This window comes from Pseudovibrio sp. WM33, assembly GCF_001623165.1.
GTDB lineage: Bacteria > Pseudomonadota > Alphaproteobacteria > Rhizobiales > Stappiaceae > Pseudovibrio.
The window spans coordinates 115,325-137,006 of the sequence record NZ_LMCK01000039.1; the positions used below are offsets into that span (position 1 = coordinate 115,325).

The 21,682-nt window shown below is 51.8% G+C and carries 24 protein-coding genes and 1 pseudogene; 8 read left to right on the forward strand and 17 right to left on the reverse strand.

The genetic code is table 11. The features are described 5' to 3' along the window. Positions 1-3: 3 nt before the first annotated feature. Positions 4-900, reverse strand: coding sequence for an AEC family transporter (locus PsWM33_RS08275; protein ID WP_057462430.1), 897 nt, complete (start codon positions 898-900; stop codon positions 4-6). Between the two features lie 105 nt (positions 901-1,005). Here PsWM33_RS08275 and PsWM33_RS27970 point away from each other — a divergent pair, with 105 nt between their 5' ends. The 4 genes from PsWM33_RS27970 to PsWM33_RS08290 all read left to right on the forward strand — a co-directional run bounded on the left by PsWM33_RS27970 (position 1,006) and on the right by PsWM33_RS08290 (position 5,065). Continuing rightward, positions 1,006-1,251 (forward strand): helix-turn-helix domain-containing protein, encoded by a 246-nt coding sequence (locus PsWM33_RS27970; RefSeq protein WP_208994468.1) that lies wholly within the window; start codon positions 1,006-1,008, stop codon positions 1,249-1,251. Positions 1,252-1,253: 2 nt separating this feature from the next. Continuing rightward, a complete protein-coding gene (locus tag PsWM33_RS08280) occupies positions 1,254-1,919 on the forward strand; it encodes a LysR family transcriptional regulator substrate-binding protein (RefSeq protein WP_208994469.1) in 666 nt (221 codons plus the stop codon). Between the two features lie 370 nt (positions 1,920-2,289). Next, complete coding sequence (locus PsWM33_RS08285) at positions 2,290-3,606, forward strand: alanine/glycine:cation symporter family protein (protein WP_244271742.1); 1,317 nt, start codon at positions 2,290-2,292, stop codon at positions 3,604-3,606. Positions 3,607-3,967: 361 nt separating this feature from the next. Further along, on the forward strand, positions 3,968-5,065 hold the full coding sequence (locus tag PsWM33_RS08290) for an SEL1-like repeat protein (RefSeq protein WP_063299871.1): 1,098 nt from the start codon (positions 3,968-3,970) through the stop codon (positions 5,063-5,065). A gap of 139 nt (positions 5,066-5,204) precedes the next feature. Here PsWM33_RS08290 and PsWM33_RS08295 read toward each other — a convergent pair whose 3' ends face one another. The 10 genes and pseudogenes from PsWM33_RS08295 to PsWM33_RS08335 all read right to left on the reverse strand — a co-directional run bounded on the left by PsWM33_RS08295 (position 5,205) and on the right by PsWM33_RS08335 (position 12,130). Further along, positions 5,205-5,960: a hypothetical protein gene (locus PsWM33_RS08295; RefSeq protein ID WP_208994470.1), complete on the reverse strand. Its 756-nt coding sequence runs from the start codon at positions 5,958-5,960 to the stop codon at positions 5,205-5,207. A gap of 150 nt (positions 5,961-6,110) precedes the next feature. Next, a complete protein-coding gene (locus tag PsWM33_RS08300) occupies positions 6,111-6,839 on the reverse strand; it encodes an RES family NAD+ phosphorylase (protein ID WP_244276671.1) in 729 nt (242 codons plus the stop codon). Beyond that, the gene (locus PsWM33_RS08305; protein ID WP_082826935.1) at positions 6,836-7,174 is read right to left on the reverse strand and encodes an MbcA/ParS/Xre antitoxin family protein; all 339 of its coding nucleotides are present in this window, start codon (positions 7,172-7,174) and stop codon (positions 6,836-6,838) included. The genes PsWM33_RS08300 and PsWM33_RS08305 overlap by 4 nt, the downstream gene beginning before the upstream one ends. Before the next feature lie 458 nt (positions 7,175-7,632). Next, positions 7,633-8,310 (reverse strand): type 1 glutamine amidotransferase domain-containing protein, encoded by a 678-nt coding sequence (locus tag PsWM33_RS08310; RefSeq protein ID WP_063299874.1) that lies wholly within the window; start codon positions 8,308-8,310, stop codon positions 7,633-7,635. A gap of 90 nt (positions 8,311-8,400) precedes the next feature. Further along, entirely contained in the window at positions 8,401-9,432 is a 1,032-nt protein-coding gene (locus tag PsWM33_RS08315) for an NADP-dependent oxidoreductase (RefSeq protein WP_063299875.1), read from the reverse strand. A 47-nt stretch (positions 9,433-9,479) separates the two neighbouring features. Continuing rightward, positions 9,480-9,893 carry an Ohr family peroxiredoxin gene (locus PsWM33_RS08320; protein ID WP_082826929.1) on the reverse strand — a complete coding sequence of 138 codons (414 nt, stop codon included), beginning with the start codon at positions 9,891-9,893 and terminating at the stop codon, positions 9,480-9,482. Positions 9,894-9,955: 62 nt separating this feature from the next. Further along, complete coding sequence (locus PsWM33_RS08325) at positions 9,956-10,348, reverse strand: TetR family transcriptional regulator C-terminal domain-containing protein (protein ID WP_244276673.1); 393 nt, start codon at positions 10,346-10,348, stop codon at positions 9,956-9,958. Positions 10,349-10,399: 51 nt separating this feature from the next. Next, positions 10,400-10,549: pseudogene (locus tag PsWM33_RS28660) on the reverse strand (TetR/AcrR family transcriptional regulator); the annotation flags it as partial. Positions 10,550-10,697: 148 nt separating this feature from the next. After that, positions 10,698-11,306 carry a TetR/AcrR family transcriptional regulator gene (locus PsWM33_RS08330; RefSeq protein ID WP_063299877.1) on the reverse strand — a complete coding sequence of 203 codons (609 nt, stop codon included), beginning with the start codon at positions 11,304-11,306 and terminating at the stop codon, positions 10,698-10,700. A gap of 197 nt (positions 11,307-11,503) precedes the next feature. Beyond that, positions 11,504-12,130, reverse strand: coding sequence for a class I SAM-dependent methyltransferase (locus PsWM33_RS08335; RefSeq protein ID WP_063299878.1), 627 nt, complete (start codon positions 12,128-12,130; stop codon positions 11,504-11,506). Between the two features lie 269 nt (positions 12,131-12,399). On the opposite strand from PsWM33_RS08335, the gene PsWM33_RS08340 reads away from it, so the two are divergent. The 3 genes from PsWM33_RS08340 (at position 12,400) to PsWM33_RS08350 (ending at position 14,995) form a co-directional block, all read left to right on the forward strand. Then, the gene (locus tag PsWM33_RS08340) at positions 12,400-13,323 is read left to right on the forward strand and encodes an alpha/beta hydrolase (RefSeq protein ID WP_063299879.1); all 924 of its coding nucleotides are present in this window, start codon (positions 12,400-12,402) and stop codon (positions 13,321-13,323) included. A 12-nt stretch (positions 13,324-13,335) separates the two neighbouring features. Continuing rightward, complete coding sequence (locus PsWM33_RS08345) at positions 13,336-14,265, forward strand: nuclear transport factor 2 family protein (protein WP_063299880.1); 930 nt, start codon at positions 13,336-13,338, stop codon at positions 14,263-14,265. Positions 14,266-14,335: 70 nt separating this feature from the next. Further along, on the forward strand, positions 14,336-14,995 hold the full coding sequence (locus tag PsWM33_RS08350; protein ID WP_063299881.1) for an SDR family NAD(P)-dependent oxidoreductase: 660 nt from the start codon (positions 14,336-14,338) through the stop codon (positions 14,993-14,995). Between the two features lie 26 nt (positions 14,996-15,021). On the opposite strand, the gene PsWM33_RS08355 is transcribed toward PsWM33_RS08350, so the two are convergent. After that, entirely contained in the window at positions 15,022-16,017 is a 996-nt protein-coding gene (locus PsWM33_RS08355) for a UDP-glucuronic acid decarboxylase family protein (RefSeq protein ID WP_063299882.1), read from the reverse strand. Positions 16,018-16,307: 290 nt separating this feature from the next. Between PsWM33_RS08355 and PsWM33_RS08360 the strand changes: the two genes are divergently transcribed. Continuing rightward, on the forward strand, positions 16,308-17,504 hold the full coding sequence (locus tag PsWM33_RS08360) for a benzoate/H(+) symporter BenE family transporter (protein ID WP_063295841.1): 1,197 nt from the start codon (positions 16,308-16,310) through the stop codon (positions 17,502-17,504). Between the two features lie 2 nt (positions 17,505-17,506). Here the strand turns inward: PsWM33_RS08360 and PsWM33_RS08365 are convergent, their stop codons facing one another. The 5 genes from PsWM33_RS08365 to oppB form a co-directional block, all read right to left on the reverse strand. Further along, a complete protein-coding gene (locus tag PsWM33_RS08365; protein WP_063299883.1) occupies positions 17,507-17,914 on the reverse strand; it encodes a GFA family protein in 408 nt (135 codons plus the stop codon). A gap of 131 nt (positions 17,915-18,045) precedes the next feature. Continuing rightward, positions 18,046-18,906 (reverse strand): ATP-binding cassette domain-containing protein, encoded by an 861-nt coding sequence (locus PsWM33_RS08370; protein ID WP_063299884.1) that lies wholly within the window; start codon positions 18,904-18,906, stop codon positions 18,046-18,048. A gap of 2 nt (positions 18,907-18,908) precedes the next feature. Next, positions 18,909-19,763 carry an ATP-binding cassette domain-containing protein gene (locus PsWM33_RS08375; RefSeq protein WP_063299885.1) on the reverse strand — a complete coding sequence of 285 codons (855 nt, stop codon included), beginning with the start codon at positions 19,761-19,763 and terminating at the stop codon, positions 18,909-18,911. An 11-nt stretch (positions 19,764-19,774) separates the two neighbouring features. Next, positions 19,775-20,704 (reverse strand): ABC transporter permease subunit, encoded by a 930-nt coding sequence (locus PsWM33_RS08380; protein WP_208994471.1) that lies wholly within the window; start codon positions 20,702-20,704, stop codon positions 19,775-19,777. A gap of 11 nt (positions 20,705-20,715) precedes the next feature. Then, the gene (gene oppB / locus PsWM33_RS08385) at positions 20,716-21,639 is read right to left on the reverse strand and encodes an oligopeptide ABC transporter permease OppB (protein ID WP_063299886.1); all 924 of its coding nucleotides are present in this window, start codon (positions 21,637-21,639) and stop codon (positions 20,716-20,718) included. Positions 21,640-21,682: the final 43 nt, after the last annotated feature.

Genomic DNA, 21,682 nt, shown 5'->3' on the forward strand with positions numbered 1-21,682 from the left:
TTCTTATCCGGTTTGCAAGGCAATCCAAAGCGGCAGGCTGATGCATGAGAGCAAGGTGGACTGGGCGATCAGCGTGGCCGGTTGCCGGCAGTCCGCACCAAAGGCAGCGGCAAGTACATGGGCGGCTGATGCGGTGGGCAAAGCAGCAAACAGCACCAGCACAGAGGCCTGCTCTTTGGGAATGGCAAAGCTGTGCACCATAAACCAGGCGATGCAGGGCAAGGCCAACAGCTTTATGGAGTTCAACCCACCCGTATAGATATCCAGCTTCATCAGTCCTTGCCAATCAAGTGTCGCTCCAATCGCCAGCAATGCTAAGGGGATGGCGGCCAGAGCCAGTTGATTGAGACCTTCCGAAAGGACTGAGGGAAGCGGATATCCGCTCAAACCCACCGCAACACCGCTAAGGGCTGCCAGAAAGAATGGATTGAGCACCACCTTTCCCGCAGCCTTGCGCAGGCCAAGACCTTTGCCCATGGAAAGAGCCGTTATCGCCATCAGGTTTGCCATTGGCACCGCAAAGCCAATGGCGATGGCCATAAGCGAGGCACTGTCCGCATCCAGCGCACTGATCGCTACAAACCCGATGGCCGTATTAAACCGCCAGGCCGTTTGCCAGCCAGCGGCAAAATCCAGAAACCGTGCTGGCCCAAACGGGCGCAACATCCACCCCAACAGCAGCCCAACCCCTAAAATACCCCAGGTGCCCAATCCAATGATGGCTGCATCATCCAGATTGATGGGGCGAGCTGCTGCGGCGGAAAACATCAAGGCTGGGAACAGCAACTGAAAGTTTAGCGTGTCAATGCCGCGCCATGTGGCCTGATCCAGACGTTTGCCAAACACGCCGCCCAAAGCCAGCAAGCCCAGACTTGGCAGCAATGCCATCGCGATCCCCATGTGCGCTCTCCCTGACGGTTTGGCTGGTCTTTCCTGCTGCTATGTCTTAGGCTAATGGGAGACTATAAAATAATAAGCTAAGCTTATAATATGCGGTGATACCTAATGACCAAGCCTGATGGCCTCAATTCTTTTGCAATGCGCTTGCCAGAGCTTGCCGTGCGCGCTCTGCCTTTGTTGCAGGCGGTTGGCTCCGTCACCAAAACAGCGCATCAATTGGGGGTGAGCCAGTCTGCCGTCAGCCAGTCTATTGCAGAGCTCGAAAAGCGCCTTGGCGTAAAGGTGCTCCGTCGTGGTTCTCAACCAGTACAGCTGACGGATGAGGGCAAGCTGATCCGCAATATGCCCTGAGCGTGCAGGCGGCGGAAGAGAACACACTGGCCAGCATCAACGATCTGCGCCAGAACAAAGGCGGGCGCGTGCGCATCGGGTCTTCAGGCCCTTCCGCCTCCACACGGCTCCTGCCTCATGTCATGAAGCGCTTCTCACGCCACTACCCCGGTATCGCGCTGGAGCTGCGCGAGGCGCAGGATCAGGAAATCATCGCAGCTTTGCGACGCGGTGAGGTGGATGTGGCCGTAGTCCCGGGACTAGATGGTGATGAGGAGTTCGAGAGTCTGCCCATTGCCTGTGACCGACTTGTCGCGATCACTGCAGATGATATGGATCTGCCGCAGCACATGAACGCCGAAGCTTTTCAAAAGCAGCCCTTCATTATGACTAAGGGCGGTAGTGAGCCGTTGGTGCGGAAATGGTTTGGCCGGTCAGATACAGACCCACGCGTGGATCACTCCATTCAGCAGATCACATCCATTCTGGCAGTCGTACGATCCGGTCTTGCATGCTCGATTATTGCGGAACTTGCGCTGCCTGAGGATCTGGATGGTGTGAAAGTTTTACCGCTTGATCCCCCTGCCCCGCGTAGCCTGTTCTTCACCCGCTTGCCGACAACACCCAGCAACAGCGCGGTGACGAGATTTTGGGAGTTTACCGAGCAGGAGATCTATCGGGAGGAGTAATTTTCCCCTGCCCTTAGGGCAATACCGCAACTCTCTTATCTTGGTTAATCAGAATGTGCTCATAAGTTACGAATCCGGGGATGGATTTTCCAAAACTGTACCGGGTGGTCGGTTGAAAACGATAATTTACGCCCGTCAGACGCGAAATTTTCACCAAAATTTTTCGTGATGACCGTAGGTAAACTACGTATTTTCAAATTAACTAATTGAAAAACAATAGAAAAGTTTGAAATAGGTCTATTGTAGATGTATTCCCTATGCATGCCGAGGATGTAAACTAAATCATAATAAAAATCATGGTGGGAGGCTAACCATGGAAACAATGACGAATATCCTAGGCGAAATCAATTCTATCGTTTGGGGCCCTGTGATGCTTATAGCCATTCTCGGGGTAGGACTTTTTCTCCAGATCGGACTCAAACTAATGCCCATCTTTAAGTTGGGCACGGGCTTTAGCCTGCTCTGGAAAGGTCGCCAAGGCGAAGGTGGTGGTGAAATCAGCCCCTTCAATGCGTTGATGACGTCTCTTTCAGCTACAATTGGAACAGGTAACATTGCAGGCGTTGCGACGGCTGTGTTCCTGGGCGGACCTGGCGCTCTCTTCTGGATGTGGATGACTGCTCTTGTGGGCATGGCAACCAAGTATGCCGAGGCTGTCCTCGCGGTGAAATACCGTGAGCGCGACAACGCTGGCAACTTCGTTGGCGGCCCAATGTACTACATCAAAAACGGTCTTGGCCGTAAGTGGTACTGGCTTGCACCAACCTTTGCTGCATTTGGCGCTGTTGCTGCGTTTGGCATTGGTAACGGCGTGCAGGCCAACAGTGTTGCGAACGTTCTGAATGAGAACTTCAGCATTCCGGCACAAGCAACGGCTGTTGTCCTGATGGCACTCACCGCTGCTGTTATTCTGGGAGGAGTAACGCGCATTGGTAACGTCGCCGGCAAGCTGGTTCCGTTCATGGCTATTGCGTACATCGCAGCTGGCCTTGTTGTTCTGATCATCAACATCGATTCCATCGGTGCTGCTGTGCAGACAGTGTTTGCTCAGGCATTCACCTCCACTGCTGCTGAAGGTGGCTTTGCTGGTGCTGCTGTTTGGGCTGCGATCCGCTTTGGTGTTGCCCGTGGCGTCTTTTCTAACGAAGCTGGTCTGGGTTCTGCGCCAATCGCTCACGCGGTTGCTGAAACCAAGAGCCCTGTTAATCAGGGTCTGATCGCAATGCTCGGCACGTTCATCGACACCATCATCGTTTGTACCATCACTGGTCTTGCGATTGTGGCATCCGGTGTGTGGACCTCTGGCTCCTCCGGTGCAGCGCTCACCTCTCTGGCATTCGAAACATCTCTGCCAGGTGTTGGTGGCTACCTGATTGCGATCTCGCTCTCGGTGTTTGCATTCACCACCATTCTGGGGTGGAGCTTTTACGGCGAGAAATGCGTTGGCTTCTTCTTTGGGCCTCGTGCGCTCAAGCCATACCGCATCCTCTGGGTGGTTGCGATCTACTTCGGTGCAACTGCGGAGCTGAGCTTCATCTGGCTGCTGGCTGATACGCTGAATGCGATGATGGCTATTCCAAACCTGATCGCGCTGGCACTTCTCAGCCCGATTGTCTTCAAGCTCACTAAGGAGTTCTTCTCCGAAGATGATGAGCCTGAGGGCGTGGAAAAAGCCCCGGCTGAATAAGAGAAAACACAGTTTTCAAAAGAATGGCCTGGTTTCATCACCGGGCCATTTTTGTATGTACCGCGATCTATGAGGTTGCCGGTGTAATTCAGGCTAACCGTATCAAATGCCAGAAGAGTGGAATTGAGTGGTCCTTGGTTGAAATGCATAGTTTAGATAAGTAACTAATCACTACAGAAGTAACGACCCAAACTCTGTCATTTTCAATCTCTAGTTGATTCACGAGGTGAGCTCAAATGACATTACTTATTGCTACTTTGTGCTAAACAGTTGCAAGGTCAGTGGAATATCGTTTTAACCTGCCATCTGTTGGGTTAACGAACTCAGTTTTAGATTAATGGCCTCGAATTTGGAGTGCAGCATGCTGTTGCGATCTTTGATAGGACTTTTCTGGGCTTTCGCCATTTTGTTCGGGCTCAATTTTCTTCTTTCTTTTGAAGACAGTGGTTTTCAAGCGATCCACGAAGCCGCTCAAAACGGCAATGCCAAGGCTCAACACAATCTTGGTTTCATGTACGCTGAGGGACTGAGCGTGCAGCAAGATACTGAGCGAGCTTTAAAGTGGTATCGACGAGCAGCCAATCAGGGCAATGTCAGGTCGCAATACAATCTTGGAATCAGGTACGAAAACGGAAGAGGTGTGCGGCAGGATTATGCGCTGGCTTTAAAATGGTACCAGCGGGCAGCTGATCAAGGTTATTCCATGGCGCAATCTAACCTCGGAGCCATGTACGATGCCGGAAGAGGCGTGCGGCAGGATTATGCGCAAGCTTTAAAATGGTACCGGCGAGCTGCTGATCAGGGTTATTCTACAGCACAAACTAATCTCGGGGGGATGTACGACGCTGGAAGGGGTGTGCGGCAGGATTATGAGCAAGCTTTAAAGTGGTACCAAAGGGCCGCAGACCAAGGAGAGGTTGTTGCGCAATACAATCTCGGGGTCATGTACTTTGTAGGGAAAGGTGTAGAGCGGGACTATACCAAAGCGCAAAATTGGTCACATTTTGCTGCGGAACAAGGCTACGCTATGGCGCAATCTAATCTCGGAGTCATGTACGCCGAGGGAAAGGGTGTGCCGCGGGATTATGAGCGAGCTTTAAAGTGGTATCGCCTAGCTGCGGAGCAGGGGGAGGCGATAGCACAAAAGAACCTTGGAGACATGTACGTGGATGGAAGAGGTGTGTCGCAAAGTTATGCGCAGGCTGTGAAGTTGTACCGTCTAGCTGCTGAACAGGGCGAAGCCAATGCGCAATATAATCTCGGTGTAATACACGCCAATGGAGAAGGAGTCCCGCAGGACATCACAAGCGCATATGTCTGGTTCTCGATTTCCAAAGCAAATGGAAATGATAAAGCTGCGCAAATTATGGATCGTGTAGCGAAGTTACTTTCGCCTCAAGATTTATCCCAAGCACAACATAGAGCAGACGCATTCATTGAGAAGCAGGGAAGTTACTAGGGGCAAAGCCATACAGGATTGACCTTCTGGAAGAGTTCATCGACTTCTGGGGCAAGGACGTCCCTATGCTTCTTCAGTGCCAGCGCATTGGCTGATCCCTGCCACTGTTTGCGGCAGGGGTGTCAGGTTTTGCTGAAAACTACTTCCACCAGGCATCCGGTGAGGTGTAAGCGTCGTAGCTGTTGTTGTTCCGTTCCCACTGGTACTGAGCGGAATCGTAAGCGGACATGGATTCCAGTTTTGCGTCAGGATTGGTTTTCTGCGCGTCGAACAGGTCTTCATGGGCTTTGGTGAGCAAGTTGACGACCGGACCATTTGAAAAGAGGTCGCTCTCCTTACCACCGGATAGTCGTTTATAAGCGGCCTGAGCGCTGGCTTTGCTTTCTGCCCACTCGAAGGACTTTTGCTCTTCTGCGGAGGTTTCTTCCTCCAGATACTTCAAAAGAGACAGATAATTGTCGGCAGTTGGTCCATCCTCGGGAGCGTCTTTCTTCAGGATCTCGTCAAGCTGCTCTTGCATCACTTGCTTTGCGGCTTCTATCTCTTCATCAGAGAAATAGCCGTTTTCATTGCTGGCGATCTGGTGGAGGGTTTCGCGGTCAAACTCCAGGTCATCAAAGATATCCTTACGAAACGCTTCGATGTCATCCTTGTACTTGCTGGAGGTCGTATCAAGGTCGCCATAAAGATCGGTCAGCTTGGCGCGCGCATCAACAGCAGCATCCGGGGTTGGCTTAAGGTCAGGCGTCTTTGTCTTGTCTTTCGACTCATCATCCAGCGACAAAACACTCTGGTTGACACGAGTGCTGATCGACGACGACGCATTGCCTATATACTTTGCAACGCTGTAGTTGGAGAAGCTGTAGGTTCCGCCGCTACTGCTGAAAAAGCTCACAATTATTGTCCTTATAAAATCAATAGTGTGATGCTAGTGGCTCAAACCTGCGTGGCGCTGTTCTTTCTGGAAATAAAAGCCGCAAAACTACATTTTTTGACGCAAGGGAATCTACGTGGAAAATCTTGCTTATTTTATAGGGTGTTGGCGTTAATCAGCGATCTCGAAAACTTCGCCTGAGTTCAGGTCCTTGATCATATCAATCGCTTGACCGCTCCAGTGATAGCTGAAATGCCGGGCCTGCAGCGGTGCTTCCACCACATCGGGATAAAATGCGGCAATACATAAGCCGCCCTGGTCGCGTACGCTTGGGTAGAGAATGCCCTCGCCGCCATCTTCCAGCAGCTTACGAGCGAAGACCTGAGAGGCGCTGTAATCATCGGGGTGGAGCAGAACGTCAAAACGGGGATCAGTTACGTCAGCAAGTTTTGCATCAACACTGCCGATCAACTCGCGCATCTGCGCAATCCACCCCGGCGCCTCTTGTGTGGCAGCATAGAAATTTCCGGTATGGTGAACGGTCTCGAATAGTGCGGTTTCAAAAGACTTGGCTGCATAAAACGCGCCGAAATAGCCATCATGGAAGCGACCAGTCCGGTCAGGAGAGGCATGGGTGAACGGCGCCATCAGATAGGATGAGCCCGTTCCATTGACCCGTCGCTCAACAGGGACAAGGTCCAGATTGCCGATGGTTTCTGCAAGGCGCGGATTGGTGCGGCTCTCTGCAGCGGCCAAAAGTTCCCAGTCTGCCGGATCGGCAATGTCTTCGAACAAATCTATGGGTGGGGAAGCCGAGTTGACCAGACGATAATACTTGGGCCAACTGACATGTGTTTCAGGAGCTTTCAGGTCCGTCTCCACCAAAGTTAATGTGGTCACCAGTTGCCTCGCTGCGCATCGAGATATCTGCGCACGCGCATTAAGTCCGTGAGTTGTCCGCCCATCATGATCTCAAGAGCAGACTTTCCGCCAAAGTCATGGTTCGCGCGTTTCACCCAACCATACCCACGGTTGGTGTCGCTGAACAGCAAGCGAAGCGCCTTGTGAATGCCAAGCAGGTTGGACAGGCGCGCTGCAAGGTCTACGCTGACACGACCATAGTGTCTCGTCTTCCAACGTTGATAGGTGCGCTTGGCAATGTCTCCCAACAACAAGGTGGCCTGCTCATCCGTCAGCTGCCAACGCTCAAACAAGTTGATCACCGCACGCTGCATGGCATGCACTTCTTCCTCGGTAAACTTCGGCCCACCGGGTGCCAGAGGTTGTTCAATCTTACGAAGACTAGGCATCTTCCCTCTCGTCAAACCAGTTCAACATCATGATGACATATGGCGTTATATTATAATTTTGACGCCAAATGTCAAGAATGGAGCTGAGCTCAAAGAAAATCATCAATTGCTGGCTGCCAATGGGGTCTTTATCACCTCTGCGGATGCGAAGGATTATTCGGAAAAGATGGGTGCGGTGATCAACGCCCTGCTGGGCGCCAGGCAGACTGCGTAAGAGTGGCTTATTTTACTTTGCAACGCACGCAAAACGTAAAGAACGCAAACCAACGCACATAGCAACGCAAACCGGACTGTGCAGGTTTATTCCCCCTGCCGACGGGGCACAAAAAACCGGCACAGAGCATAACTCCGTACCGGTTCTCATAATGAGGGATGCTAGAGGGTTAGCTCATGCGCGCAAGAATTGCTTTTGCTGCAGCTTCAGAGGAAGCCGGGTTCTGGCCGGAGATCAGATTGCCATCTTCCAGAATGAAAGAGCCCCAGTCTGCGCCCTTCTCGTAGATAGCGCCTTTTTCCTGCAAGGCATCTTCCACCAGCAACGGCACAACGTCAGTCAGCTGCACAGCGTCTTCTTCTGTGTTGGAGAAGCCGGTGACCTTCTTATCGTTAACCAGCGCAGAGCCATCTGCCGCCTTAGCGTTGACCAATGCGGCAGAGGCATGACAGACAACGCCGACAGGTTTGCCAGCGGAATACAGCTGCTCGATCAGAGAGATGGAGGCTGTGTTGTCTACCAGATCCCACAGCGGACCATGGCCACCCGGGTAAAACACAGCGTCAAATGCATCGGCAGAAACGCTGTCCAGCTTTACGGTGTTGGCCAAAGCATCATTTGCGGCTGCATCGGCCTTGAAGCGGTCAGTTGCGGCAGTCTGGAAATCCGGCAGGTCGCTTTTTGGATCCAGCGGAGGCTGGCCGCCAGCAGGAGAGGCCAGAGTGATTGTCGCGCCAGCGTCTTTGAAGACGTAGTAAGGTGCAGCGAACTCTTCCAGCCAGAAGCCGGTCTTTTCGCCTGTGTTGCCCAGCTTATCGTGGGATGTGAGGACCATAAGCACGTTCATTGTGATCTACCTTTCAGCAGGCATAGGGGGAGTAGCCACCAGTGCCGTGGCATTGGTGTTCGTGTTGTTTTTGTTATTCTCGTTTTGAGATCAGTCGCCGATTTTTACGACGAGTTTGCCGAAGTTCTTGCCTTCGAGGAGGCCCATGAAAGCTTCCGGCGCATTTTCCAAACCGTCTACCATTTGCTCGCGGTATTTTACTTTACCCTCTGCAATCCACTGCTGCATATCCGCTGCGAATTTAGGGTAAAGATTTGGGAAACTGTCAAAGATGATGAAGCCCTGCATGCGGATCTTCTTCACCAGCAATGTGCCCATCAGCATGCCCATACGGTCCGGACCGTCCGGCAGGCTTGTTGCGTTGTATTGAGAGATCAATCCACACAGCGGAATACGGGCATTTGCATTGAGAAGCGGCATGACCGCGTCAAACACTGCACCGCCAACGTTCTCAAAATAAACGTCAATTCCGTCCGGGCAAGCCGCTTTCAGGTCCTGCGCAAAGGTTGGAGAGTTGCGGTCAAGGCAGACGTCAAAACCAAGGTTATCAACGGCATGCTTGCACTTTTCCGCACCGCCCGCGATGCCAACAACGCGGCAACCTTTGATCTTGCCGATTTGTCCAACAGTTGCGCCAACTGGGCCGGAGGCCGCTGCAACTGCAATGGTTTCACCCGGTTTCGGCTCGCCAATTTCCAACAGGCCTGCGTAGGCGGTGAAACCCGGCATGCCCATGACACCCAGTGCCCAGGACGGCATTGCTGGCTTTTTGCCAAGGTTGAAAACCATCTCGCCATTGGAAATTGAGTAGTCTTGCCAACCACCCAGGCTCACCACCCAGTCGCCTTCGCTGAAGTTTTTAAGGTTGGATTTCACCACCACAGACACGGTACCGCCGACCATGGCATCGCCAATTTCCACGGGATCTGCATAGGATTTGGCATCGCTCATTCGACCGCGCATATACGGGTCCAGAGACAGATAAACCGTCCGCAGCAGTATTTCGCCTTCACCTGGTGTCGGGATCGCTGCTTCTTCAAGACGGAAGTTTTTGGATGTTGGAGCCCCGACAGGGCGTTCCGCCAGCACAATCTGGCGGTTCACTTCGGTATTCTGTGGCATTTCAGGTTCCTCAATTAATGTAAGTAAGTCTTTGTGATTATATTACTTTATGAATTCAGCTTGGTGTAGACACGCACGTCCACATTGCCACAAATTGCATTGGAATACGGGCAGAGAGAATTAGCTGCCTGAATTACATCATCGGCTTGTTCACGGGTCAGGCCGGAGAATTCCAGATGCAGCTCAATGTCGAGCACAAAGCCGCCTTCGTCTTTTTCTACCACACTGCCAGAGGCTCGGACATCGATGAAGTCCAGTGGGTACTCTTTGTGCCCAGAGACCATCTTCAACGAATACTCAAAACAAGAGGCATAGCCCATCGCGAAGAGTTCTTCCGGCGTAATGCCTGCACCTTCAGTTCCTGGAGGAGTCACTCGAATTTTTGCAGCTTCGTCGCTCAACGTTAATGTGCCGGAGCGTCCGTTTTCAGCTGTAGTGTCTGTGTCATAGAAGACTTTCATATCTTCACCTTAGATTTTGTGTCTGACGTCTGTTGGACTAGGTTTCTTAGGGATTGATGGCTTTATGCAGCAGGCAGCATTATTTCTGTAACCTCCAGTGCTTTCTGGAGAGGCTTCTTATCTCGTGTGACTTTTCCAATGAGGCTCGCACCCAGCCACATCTGGTAAAGCATCTGAGCTGTCATTCTCGCATTCAGTATCAGAGCGATAGAACCTTCCTGAACGCCAGCTTCGATAACGTCACCAAGACGTCGTTCGATGCTGGAATTCATCTTGGCCAGTAGTGTTCTCATGTCTTCAGAAATGTCTGCAACCTCCGCACTTAGCTTTACGATCAAGCAATGCTTGGATGCATCCCCAGAGTGCTGGCAATTCTCCCAAAATTGCCAGTATTGGAACAGCTTTTCTCGCATGGTCAGCGCGTCGGTTTCAAACATCCCATTCAAGTTTTTCATGCGCTCATTTATATATTGTTGAACCAATACGCAGCCGAAATGCTCTTTGGATTCGAAGTAATGATAGAATGAGCCTTTCGGAACTCCGGCGGTTTTTAACAGTACGCTCAGGCCCATGCTGGAAAAACCCTGCTCTGCTATCAACTTACGCCCGGTTTCCAAGATGTGCTGTCTTGTGGCTTCGCTTTTCTTCATCTTCATAAGGTGTGTTTTAATTAAAAATAGACCGGTCGTCTAGTCCACTTCGGAATATCCCTTATGACGTCTATTCACAAGGACTTCAATGCGGGTAATTCCCTGAGTGAGCTAGCGGGGATTGTTTATGATTGGGGTGAAGGCCGGGGCTGAGTTATGCCCGCAGCCCCTCTTCCATGATCGCCCATGAATTGTCGAAGCGCTGTTCGAAGTCAGTCGACTCTTCAAGACGGGAAATGATCAAAGTCCCTTCGACGAGAGCGATTATAGCTTCCACCACGTCGTGCTCGTCTTTCTCTTTGATGTTACCCTGCTCTATGCCTTCCTTGACCAGATCAGAAAGCCGGGCTTTGATCTGCCCGAAGAAGCGGCGCAGAACCACCTTGGCCACGTTGTGGCGATAGAATTCAAACCAGATGGCGGTGATCACCCTGTGAGTGCGCAGGAAAATCAGCGCTGTTTTGCAGATGAAGTAAATCTGCTGCAGCTGTGTTTCCTCGTCCTTATCATGGTCATCCAACTGAATGCGCAGGGCATCTTCATAGGTGGTGATGTATTCAGCAAGTACCTGATCTTTCGTGGGAAAGACCTGCGTTACATCCTTTACCTTCAGGCCAGCGTTAGCGGCGATATCAGCGTAAGTGGTCTCAAAGTAACCGAACTTCTCAAAGCAGGTTATAGCGGCTTCGAGAATGGAAGATTTGGAAGCAGGTACAAGGAAGTCCTCTGAATAGTCGGAGTGGGACCTGTTTGTATCACTCATAATTCGCCTCTTTCCCAAATCGTTGCCTGCTACATACTCAACTCTGCAAGCAGTCTGATTAGAAACACATGATGGGACAACATTTTGCCAAGATGATGGTAAATCGCCATCTATGATTTCTGATAAATATAGGTCGCTTACTGAATTCCGCCGTTCTAATAGGGGCTTACAGGGTTCTCAAGTCGGTCTTTTACATATTACGCAACGCGCTCGAACACGCTTGTCTGGAAATTCTGCTGGTTTTTCTTTGGCGTAATGTGAGTATGCGTTTGTGCATCCGTCAGCGCAAAGACACCCGGCGCAAGCGCCTGAAGTTTTGCGGCAAGTGTGCGCGAAGAGTACCGCTGCACAGGAAGACCAGAGCACTTCTCTGGACCATCCTCAGCAAAGCTGGAGATGATTGCAGTGCCACCAACGGGAACAGCCTTAACCAACGCGTTTACATAGGCTTTCTGGTCTTCAATCTCCGTGAGGAAGTGGAAGACAGCCCGGTCATGCCAAACCTGATAGGTCTTCTCTGGTGTCCAGGTGGTAATGTCTGCGTTGATCCACTCCACATCATCAGCAACACCGCCAAGACGCTCTTTGCCAGCTTCCAGAACAACAGATGAGATATCGAGAAAGGCAAGCGCTCCATAGCCTGCAGCGTGCAGTATGCTTATCAGTTTGGAGGTGCCACCACCCACATCAATGAATGCTTCGCCAAGTTTGAGATGCTGGGTGACGAGCTGACAAGACAGTGTTGGCTGGGTCTCATACCAGGTCAGGCACTCTTCTTCGCGAGCATCATAAACCGCATTCCAGTGCGCGACTTTCTCGTTCATCTCAGGCCTAGTTTATGCAACACGGCTTATATGGGAGTAGCCGGCTAAGAAAGCAATATATAATTTAGCTAATTCTAAATTACAATCAATGGATTGTGCGAGTGACCTTGCGTCCGGCTCTGGTCTGCTAGGAGTTTAAGCGATTTTGCAGTGTTCGTGCAGCTACGTTTTTACGATGCAGACAAGCCCATGTTGCCTGTTAAAGGCCTGTTCTGGTCTTTGGTTGATCCTAGTCTTCAACAGTTGCGCAAAGAACCAAGGATCAGCCAATGCCTGAGAGGAAGAAGCTGGGTAATAATCTGGACAAGGTTGAAGTACGGACCGTGGAATTTGAGTGTCACGGTGAAGTCTTGCATGGAGATCTCTACCTCCCGAAGAAAAGACCACCGCACGGCAAGCTTCCTGGAGTTGTGGTCACCGGAGCGTGGACTTCAGTGAAAGAGCAGATGGCAGGTCTCTACGCCTCTGAGCTCGCCATGCGTGGCTTTGTAGCGCTGGCTTTCGATTTTCGGGGTTGGGGTCTTTCTGCACATGATGGCAAAACCAAGTATCTGGAAGACCCTGTCCGCAAGACGGATGATATTCGCGCGGCTATTGATTTCATGGGACGATGCCCGGATGTGAATCCGGACAGGATTTGCGGATTGGGGATTTGTGCTTCAGCAGGGTACATGAGCGCTGCAACAGGTGGAAACCGGCACGTTCACTCACTGGCACTTGTTGCTCCATGGCTTCATAATTCGGAAATTATCTCAGAGGTTTACGGCGGTGTGGAAGGCGTCAGCAATTTGATGAAGGTGGGCCGCGATGCGCTGACCCATGATGAGCTGCGCTACATCGTAGCCGCGAGTAAAGTTGATGACACCGCACTGATGTTTGACGTGGAGTACTACACTGAGGAAGACCGCGGTCTAATCCCGGAGTTTGACAACAAGTTCAATCTGGCCTCGTGGGAAGCATGGCTGACGTTTGATGGTGTGCACACGGCGGACAAGCAAAATCAACCAACCCTGATTGTGCACAGTGAGGCTGCCGCGATCCCCAAAGGTGCCAAGGAGTTTGCGCGGCGTATGGGTGACCGGGCGACCACGTTGTGGTTTGAGGATGTCAGCCAGTTTGACTTTTATGACAAGACCCAACCCATTGATCGGGCTTTGGAAGCTGTCGCTGAACACTTCCTTTCCACGCTTTGAACAGGATCTTTGATGAGCGACCCGTCCGACCTTGAAACAGCAAAAGACACCGCCGCCATAACCACGGTGCTGGAAGGCGTTGTGAACTGTTTTGATCGGGGGGATTATGAGAGCCTTGGCCTGCTTTATAGCGACCACGTGGAGATGGATTACAGCTCGCTGCTTGGTGGCACAGCGCATAAGAAGACACGGGAACAACAGTTGATGGACTGGGCAGAGCTGCTGCCGGGGTTCGATCTGATGCGCCATTCTCTCAATGATTTCAATATCCGCATCGAGGAAGACATCGCCAACGCCTCGTGCTCGGTTGCGGGGCAGCTGTATGTTGGTGACAAGGTTTGGGAGGTCGAGGGCCTCTATCAGTTCCGCCTGCATAAGCGCAGTAATCACTGGCGTATCTTCAAGCATAGTTTTGTTCTGAAGAGTGAGAATGGCAATGGCGATATATTGGAGACAGCCAAGAGCAGAGCCAAAGCTCATCCACCTGCTTTCCTGAAACGACGCAAGGCGCAAGCTGCTGTCGTTAAATTCCTTAAAGCCTTGGAAAATAAGGATATGGAGGCGCTTGCCGATGTCTGGTCGGAAAAGGCAGTGCAAGATATGCCCTACTCGCCTGATGGCTTTCCGGATGTGGTGGAAGGCAAGGCCAACCTGATCAAGCACTACAGCGCGTGGCCGGAAAATGCCGGAGAAGCGGATTTCACCTCCAATCTGAAATTCTACCCGATGATGTCGCCTGAATGGGTCTTTGCGGAGTTTACGGGGGAGGTCGAGATTCTGACCACAGGACGGGAATACAACCAGATTTATGGCGGCTTGTTCCACGTACCTCATGGCAAAATTCAGTATTATCGCGAGTACTTTAATCCAGAACCCTTCCGCTTTGCCTACGACTTTGATGAGGGAAAAGACCCAGATCATTTTCTGATTGGTGAACCTTGATGGTAATATGAAAATGAATTACTTATTTAATTCCAAGTGAATGTTGGTGTGAACTGAACAGAGGTGCCAGATGGCCAGACGTGCGTTGATTACCGGTGGTAACAGGGGCATTGGGTATGCCATCGCGAAAGGACTGAAAAAAGAAGGCCTTGAGGTCATTATTGGCTCGCGGAATGCGGAGGCAGGCGCGGAGGCTGCCAAGCAGCTTGACTGCGGGCATGTGCATCTGGACGTGGCAGACTTGCGATCCATCGAGCAAGCCTTTGATGATATTGGAATTATTGATGTTTTGGTGAACAACGCGGGAGTGCTCTATGAAGAGCCAATGCTGGAAAACCCTGCACAGTTTGAACAAAGCATGCAGGTGATGGTGCATGGTCCCTATCACCTGATCCGTCGCGCTGCTCCAGCTATGATCGACAGGCAATACGGGCGCATTGTGAACATGAGCTCCAACTGGGGGGCTTTCACTGAAGGATTAGCTGGCCCCGGCGCTTATGGGGTGGCTAAAGCAGCGCTCAATGCCTTAACCCTTGCGCTTTCACGCGAACTGCCGTCCTGCGTAAAGATCAACTCCATGTGCCCTGGATGGGTCGCAACCCGAATGGGCGGCGAAACTGCGCCACGGACACCGGAGCAAGGTGCCGAAACTGGGATATGGCTGGCCACACTGCCAGAAGCCGGACCAAACGGCGGCTTCTTCAGCGACTATCACCCGATGGGGTGGTAGAAAACTACATTTGCCAAAGAGCTACCCTACTCCGCAGGCATAAGCTTCTTTGCCTCTGTCTCTCCTTGCTTGGACATAAGCTGTTCAAAGAATTGGATTGTTTTGACCAGGCCCTCGCGCAGCTCTGTGGTTGGGCGCCAGCCCAGATAATCCCGGGCGCGGGTGATGTCAGGTTTGCGCTGGAGCGGATCATCCTGAGGTAGAGGCTCCCTGATGATCCGGGATTTGGACCCGGTTAGCTCCAGCACAAGCTCTGCGAGTTGCTTGATGGTGAATTCCTTGGGATTGCCGATGTTGACCGGCATGGAAATGTGGTCTGGCGCGTTCATCAGTTTGATCATCCCGTCCACCAGATCATCGCGGTAACAGAAAGAACGGGTTTGCATGCCGTCGCCGTACAGTGTGATCGGCTTGGTCGTCAGTGCTTGCATGATGAAGTTGGAAACCACGCGCCCGTCATTAGGGTGCATGCGTGGGCCATAGGTGTTGAAGATCCGCATAACCCTAATGTTGATGTTGTTCTGGCGGTGGTAGTCGTAAAACAGCGTCTCTGCGCAGCGTTTTCCCTCGTCATAACAAGAGCGTACTCCAATGGGGTTCACGTTGCCCCAGTACTCTTCTGGTTGCGGGTGAACCTGCGGGTCGCCATATATTTCTGAAGTGGAAGCTTGCAGGATCTTAGCCTTAATCCGCTTTGCCAGCCCCAGCATATTGATGGCACCGAGCACGCTGGTCTTGGTGGTCTGCACAGGGTCAAACTGATAGTGAACGGGAGAAGCCGGACACGCCAGATTATAAATTTCATCGACCTCAACAAACAGTGGCTGGCACACATCGTGTCGTAAAAGCTCAAACCGTTTGTGGTCCAGCAGGTGTTCCACATTCATGCGGGTGCCAGTGAAGAAGTTATCGAGGCACAGCACTTCGTGGCCCGCCTCCAAAAGTGTCTCACTGAGATAAGAGCCCAGAAAGCCTGAACCTCCTGTCACAAGAATTCTGCGCCGATCATCAAGTGAGAACATGAGGCCAATCCGCAATACCGCCAAAGATTGGAAAAGCCTATCAGCCTGCCTTCTGACGTAAATATTGAAAAACCTCTCCCGAAAATTGGGCCCCGATAAATTGCAATGTTTTCAACGGTATGAAAGCTCACAGGTGTTTGTTGAGCAAAATTCAAATAAATGTGCTGGTTGAAGGTTTGCTCACAGCGGCATGGCTGTTAGCATTACCCGTAGATCTTCTCACGCCTCGCGCGGCTTCTCTGTTCCCCAAATTTGAGAGGTTCACGCCAACAGCTTGTTGCAGGGCCTTAATGTCTTCCTCCCTTTCAGCTAGTGCGACCAGCGCTGGTATTCTTTCTGCTTTTGTTGGGTTTGCCAGTTCATTTGCCATTGTGTTGCATGGATTGAGCGGTGTTGGTGCAAGCGCGGAACAAGCCACCTCTGGCCTTATGGCACTTGCCATCGCCATGGGGATTTGCGGTATCGGCTTCAGCTTGTGGAAGCGTGTTCCCATTTCCGTCGCCTGGTCCACACCCAGTGCCGCGTTGTTGGCGACCTCCGGTCTTCCAGAAGGCGGATTTGCAGCAGCTGTCGGTGCTTTTGTGTTTGCAGGTGTACTTGTGGTCATAACTGGGCTTTGGAAGCCCCTGGGCCGCATTGTTGGCCTGATCCCGGTTACTCTGGCCCAAGCCATACTGGCAGGTGTCATTCTGCCGCTATGTCTCGTTCCCTTTGAGGCGGTGGCTGAGATCCCAGCTCTAGCTTTGCCTGTTGTATTGGCATGGTTTGTTGCGGGACAGATCAACAAGTTACTGGCCGTTCCTGCGGCGCTTTTAGCGTTCCTTGTTGTGCTTTATTTCCATGCAGATACCTCCAGCCTTAGCTGGCTGAAACTGGTGCAAGCTCCCGTGTTCGTCATGCCGGAGTTCTCACTCTCTGCTTTGATTGGGATTGGAATACCGATCTACATCGTGACGATGGCCTCCCAGAATATTCCGGGTGTCTCGATCCTGCGTTCCTTTGGGTATCAACCTGTTCCCGGACCACTGTTCAGTTGGACAGGCGTTGGTTCAGTCCTCAGCGCACCATTTGGTGGGCACGGGATCAGCCTTGCTGCCATCACAGCTGCCATATGTGCCAATGAAGATGCTCACAAAGACCCTGCAAAGCGGTATTGGGCCGCAGTGATTGCAGGAGTTGTCTATATCATCTTCGGCATCTTTTCTGCCGGGTTTGTCGGTGTGGTTGAACTGGCACCGCGCATTTTGATTGGCGGAGTTGCCGGACTGGCGTTGATTGGAACACTCACCGTCTCGGTTCAGGGCATGCTGAAAGACGTGCCAAGTCGTGAGCCCGCCATTCTGACCTTCCTGATCACTGCGTCCGGCCTATCCTTCTTTGGCATTGGGGCAGCATTCTGGGGGCTTCTGGTCGGTATGGGGCTAATGTTCTGGATGGACTGGAAGCAGAAAGGCCTGCAGAGTGAACAGGCTACAGACAAAGCCTAGGATTACTCAGGGAACTTATCAAACTTCGTGACGTCTTCCAGATGATCATCCCAGCTCGCCTTGCTGGCCATGAAGATGTGCGCAGTCGGCTGGGTATCGACAGGCGTGTCCAGTGACCCGGCAGGCACAACGAGGAAGTTGTTTTCGCGGTCATGTGTCGGCACTGGAGAGCCGCATTCTTCGCAAAAGCTTCTGCGGTGCTGGGTGGACGTCACATTGTAGGACTTTATGGAATTCTCTCCACTGGTACAGGCGAAGTCTGCATCAAAGGAAAAGAGATTGGAGCCGTGAACGGAACCGCTTCCTTTGCGACAATAGCTGCAGTGGCAGAAATAAAACTTCTTGAACGTGGCTTGAATCTGAAATTGAACGGTCCCGCACAGGCAGGAGCCTTTATGAGTTTCGCGCATAATGATGGCCTTGAAGGGCAGATATAATTAGTTGGAGTCGCAATGTGGCAGCGTCAATCTTCAAATGCAAAACATAAAAAAACGGCGGAGCATTTGCCCCGCCGTCTGTTGTATCTAGGATACAAATTCTTTTAGGCTTTTGCCTCAAACGCACGACGTTCTGCGATGCGTTTGCGTTCCGCAATAGGGTCAGGGATCGGCACCGCATTGATCAGCTCTTTGGTGTAAGGACTCTGCGGATTGTGGATCACGTCGTGTGCTTCGCCGATCTCAGCGATGTCACCAAACTCAAGAACCATGATGCGGTTACTGATGTGCTTCACCACGCTCAGATCGTGCGCAATGAACAGCAGAGACAGACCAAGCTCTTTCTGCAGATCCATCAGCAAGTTCACCACCTGTGCCTGAACAGATACGTCGAGCGCAGAAACAGGCTCGTCGCAGATGATCAGCTTTGGATTTGTGATTAAGGCACGCGCAATACCGATACGCTGACACTGTCCGCCAGAGAACTCGTGCGGATAGCGGTTGATCATCCGTGCGGACAGACCAACTTTCTCCATGAGCTCACGCACTTGCTTCTTCACTTCATCCTTGGATGTGTTCGGATAATGCGTTTTCAGCGGTTCCGCGATGATCTGGCCAGCAGTCAGGCGCGGGTTAAGCGATGCGAGAGGATCCTGAAAGATCATCTGGATTTCCTTGCGGGTCACCAGAAGGTCTTTCTCGTTCATCTTCATCAGGTCGCGGCCCTGCCAGAACACTTCGCCGCCCTGAGATGGGATCATACGAATGATCGCACGGGCAAGAGTGGACTTACCACAGCCGGATTCACCCACGATGCCAAGGGTTTCCCCTTCTGCCAGATCAAAGGAAACACCTTTAACCGCGCGCAGAATGTCTGGCTGATGCCAAGGCAAAGCATTTTGCTTTTTGATCTTGAATTCCACCCGCATGTCGCGAACGGATAAGATTGGCTCTTTCGTGCTCAAAATCAGCCCTCCGCCATTTGGGTTTCAAAGCTGCGGTCCAGCGTAACCAGACGTTCTTCGTCCTGATCCAGACGTGGAACGGCGCTTAGCAGACCTTGCGTGTATGGATGGCTCGGCTTGCCGAAGATATCGACGGTAGAGCCCTGCTCCATCACCTCACCCTTGTACATCACCATGGTGCGCTCACAGGAGCCTGCGACGATGCCGAGGTTATGGGTGATGAGAACAATCGCCATGTGGAACTCTTCCTGAAGTTCCACCAGCAGATCCATGATACGTGCCTGAACGGTCACATCCAGTGCGGTTGTCGGCTCATCTGCAATCAGCAGCTTTGGACGACACAGCAAAGACATTGCGATCATCACACGCTGACGCATACCGCCGGAGAACTCATGCGGGTAAAGATGAATGCGGTTTTTCGCATTCGGGATCTTCACCGCTTCGAGCATCCGCACACATTCAGCAATCGCATCTTTCTTCTTCATGCGCTTGCCGTCTGGCGAGTTGTAAATGAGCGTCTCAGCCATCTGGTCCGAGATGCGCAAATACGGGTTCAGGGAGGTCATTGGGTCCTGAAAGATCATCGCGATCTCATTGGAGCGAAGCTTGTTCATTCCCTCATGAGAAAGCCCGATGATCTCCTGACCCTGATACTTAATCGACCCGGAGACCTGCGCGTTGTGAGGCAGAAGCCCCATGGTCGCGAAGGCCGTCTGGCTTTTACCAGAGCCGGATTCACCCACGATCGCGAGGGTCTCGCCCTTGTCGATCTGTAGGTTTACGTTTCTTACGGCTTCTACTACTCCGTCCGGAGTGTCGTAGGTGATCCGTAGATTTTGGATATCCAAGAGTGCCACGATTTCACCTCCTACCGGTCTTTAGGGTCAAGCGCATCGCGCAGACCGTCGCCGATAAAGAAAAAGCTGAACAGAGTGATGATGAAGAAGAACATTGGGAATGCCAGCTGCCACAACGTGCCATATTGCATTGCTCCAGCGCCCTCAGCAATCATCGCACCCCAGCTGGTGTTAGGCTCCTGAACACCCAGACCAAGGAACGAAATGAAGCTCTCGGTCAGGATCATCTGTGGGACCAGTAGGGTTGAGTACACAACCACAACACCCAACAGGTTCGGGACGATATGGCGAAGGATGATCGTGATTGGTTTTACGCCAGTCGCGATTGCAGCTTCAACAAACTCTTTGTTCTTCAACGTCAGCGTCTGTCCACGTGCGATACGAGACATATCGAGCCAGGAAATCAAGCCGATACCCACGAATAGCATGAAGATTGAACGTCCGAAGACAACCAGCAGCAGGATCAGAACGAACATGTAAGGAATTGACTGCAGAATATCGACGATACGCATCATCACGTTGTCGACTTTACCGCCGGTGTAGCCCGCAATTGCACCGTACAATGTACCAACGACCACAGCAATCAAGGCACCAACGATACCCACCATCAGTGAGACCTGTGTTCCTTGGACCACGCGAGCGAACAGATCGCGCCCGAGTTGATCTGTACCAAAATAGTGACCGTTTTCTATGCTTGGCGCACCGAGCTCAGCGATCTGTCCCAGAATGCCCCAATCGATCTCTTCGTTGGACCAGGCAGTAATCATGTGACCGAAGATTGAGAACAACAACACGGCGCACAAAATAATCAGGCTGACTACTGCAGCCTTGTTTTTGAGAAAGCGGCGGCGGGCATCCGCAAAGAGAGAACGCCCTTGCACTTCTTCTTGAACAGCCAGATTGTCTGCCAACTGCTCCATTTTTTGAACATCTACCATCATGTGCTCAGCCCTCAGTATCTAATCTTCGGGTCGACCCAAGCGTACAGGATATCGACAATGAGATTGAAGAGAATGGTGAGACCACCGATGAGGATCGTGATGCCCATCATCACAGCGTAATCTCGGTTGAGTGCTGAGTTCACGTAGAACTGCCCGATACCACCGGTTGAGAAGTACATGTCGATGATAACGGAACCTGTGATCATGGAGACGAACGCAGGGCCGAGATAAGACATGACTGGCAGCAATGTAGGCTTAAGCGCGTGCTTAAAGATAATAACTTTATACGGCAGGCCTTTAGCCATTGCTGTGCGGATAAAGTTGGTATGCAACACTTCCAGCATGGAGGACCGCGTCAAACGCGCGACTGATGCCATGTAGCTGGTCGAAAGTGCGATCACCGGAAGGATCAGGTGGTTCCACTGTCCGTTGTTCCAGCCGCCACCAGGCAACCAGCCCAGCCACAGAGTGAACACGAGGACGAGGATAGGTGCCATAACAAAGTTAGGTAGCACTTGTGCACCGATAGAAACACCAACGGCAAAGTAATCAAGCCAGCTGTTCTGTTTGAGCGCTGCTGCGATACCTAGCGCGCCTCCAACAATGACTGCGACTGCAAACGACAGGAAGCCGTAAGTCAGTGTGACTGGGAAACCGTGTGCGATAATGTCATTTACACTTCGGTCCTTGTACTTAAAGGATGGGCCGAAGTCGAATTCTGTAATGATTCCACCAATATAATTGATGATTTGAACGTATATTGGATTATTCAGGCCATACTTGGCCTCAATATTAGCAAGAACCGCAGGAGGGAGCGGACGCTCGGATGTGAATGGGCCACCGGGAGCCGCATGCATGAGCAGGAATGAGATTATTATGAGCAGCAGCAATGTTGGTATTGCGATGGCTACTCTTCGTAGGATGTAGCTGAGCATTGTTATTAGTGTCTCGTATGAAGAACGGGTGTTTCAGCAACAA

What these genes read in the sequence shown, in the direction of transcription:
- oppB (WP_063299886.1), bottom strand. Translation starts at nt 21,639, where the DNA reads ATGCTCAGCTACATCCTACGAAGAGTAGCCATCGCAATACCAACATTG.
- PsWM33_RS08325 (WP_244276673.1), bottom strand. Translation starts at nt 10,348, where the DNA reads ATGAAAAACTTGAATGGGATGTTTGAAACCGACGCGCTGACCATGCGA.
- PsWM33_RS08290 (WP_063299871.1), top strand. Translation starts at nt 3,968, where the DNA reads ATGCTGTTGCGATCTTTGATAGGACTTTTCTGGGCTTTCGCCATTTTG.
- PsWM33_RS08345 (WP_063299880.1), top strand. Translation starts at nt 13,336, where the DNA reads ATGAGCGACCCGTCCGACCTTGAAACAGCAAAAGACACCGCCGCCATA.
- PsWM33_RS08380 (WP_208994471.1), bottom strand. Translation starts at nt 20,704, where the DNA reads ATGATGGTAGATGTTCAAAAAATGGAGCAGTTGGCAGACAATCTGGCT.
- PsWM33_RS08285 (WP_244271742.1), top strand. Translation starts at nt 2,290, where the DNA reads ATGCTTATAGCCATTCTCGGGGTAGGACTTTTTCTCCAGATCGGACTC.
- PsWM33_RS08355 (WP_063299882.1), bottom strand. Translation starts at nt 16,017, where the DNA reads ATGTTCTCACTTGATGATCGGCGCAGAATTCTTGTGACAGGAGGTTCA.
- PsWM33_RS08305 (WP_082826935.1), bottom strand. Translation starts at nt 7,174, where the DNA reads ATGCAGCGTGCGGTGATCAACTTGTTTGAGCGTTGGCAGCTGACGGAT.
- PsWM33_RS08335 (WP_063299878.1), bottom strand. Translation starts at nt 12,130, where the DNA reads ATGAACGAGAAAGTCGCGCACTGGAATGCGGTTTATGATGCTCGCGAA.
- PsWM33_RS08360 (WP_063295841.1), top strand. Translation starts at nt 16,308, where the DNA reads ATGTCTTCCTCCCTTTCAGCTAGTGCGACCAGCGCTGGTATTCTTTCT.
- PsWM33_RS08310 (WP_063299874.1), bottom strand. Translation starts at nt 8,310, where the DNA reads ATGAACGTGCTTATGGTCCTCACATCCCACGATAAGCTGGGCAACACA.
- PsWM33_RS08275 (WP_057462430.1), bottom strand. Translation starts at nt 900, where the DNA reads ATGGGGATCGCGATGGCATTGCTGCCAAGTCTGGGCTTGCTGGCTTTG.
- PsWM33_RS08365 (WP_063299883.1), bottom strand. Translation starts at nt 17,914, where the DNA reads ATGCGCGAAACTCATAAAGGCTCCTGCCTGTGCGGGACCGTTCAATTT.
- PsWM33_RS08350 (WP_063299881.1), top strand. Translation starts at nt 14,336, where the DNA reads ATGGCCAGACGTGCGTTGATTACCGGTGGTAACAGGGGCATTGGGTAT.
- PsWM33_RS08320 (WP_082826929.1), bottom strand. Translation starts at nt 9,893, where the DNA reads ATGAAAGTCTTCTATGACACAGACACTACAGCTGAAAACGGACGCTCC.
- PsWM33_RS27970 (WP_208994468.1), top strand. Translation starts at nt 1,006, where the DNA reads ATGACCAAGCCTGATGGCCTCAATTCTTTTGCAATGCGCTTGCCAGAG.
- PsWM33_RS08340 (WP_063299879.1), top strand. Translation starts at nt 12,400, where the DNA reads ATGCCTGAGAGGAAGAAGCTGGGTAATAATCTGGACAAGGTTGAAGTA.
- PsWM33_RS08315 (WP_063299875.1), bottom strand. Translation starts at nt 9,432, where the DNA reads ATGCCACAGAATACCGAAGTGAACCGCCAGATTGTGCTGGCGGAACGC.
- PsWM33_RS08330 (WP_063299877.1), bottom strand. Translation starts at nt 11,306, where the DNA reads ATGAGTGATACAAACAGGTCCCACTCCGACTATTCAGAGGACTTCCTT.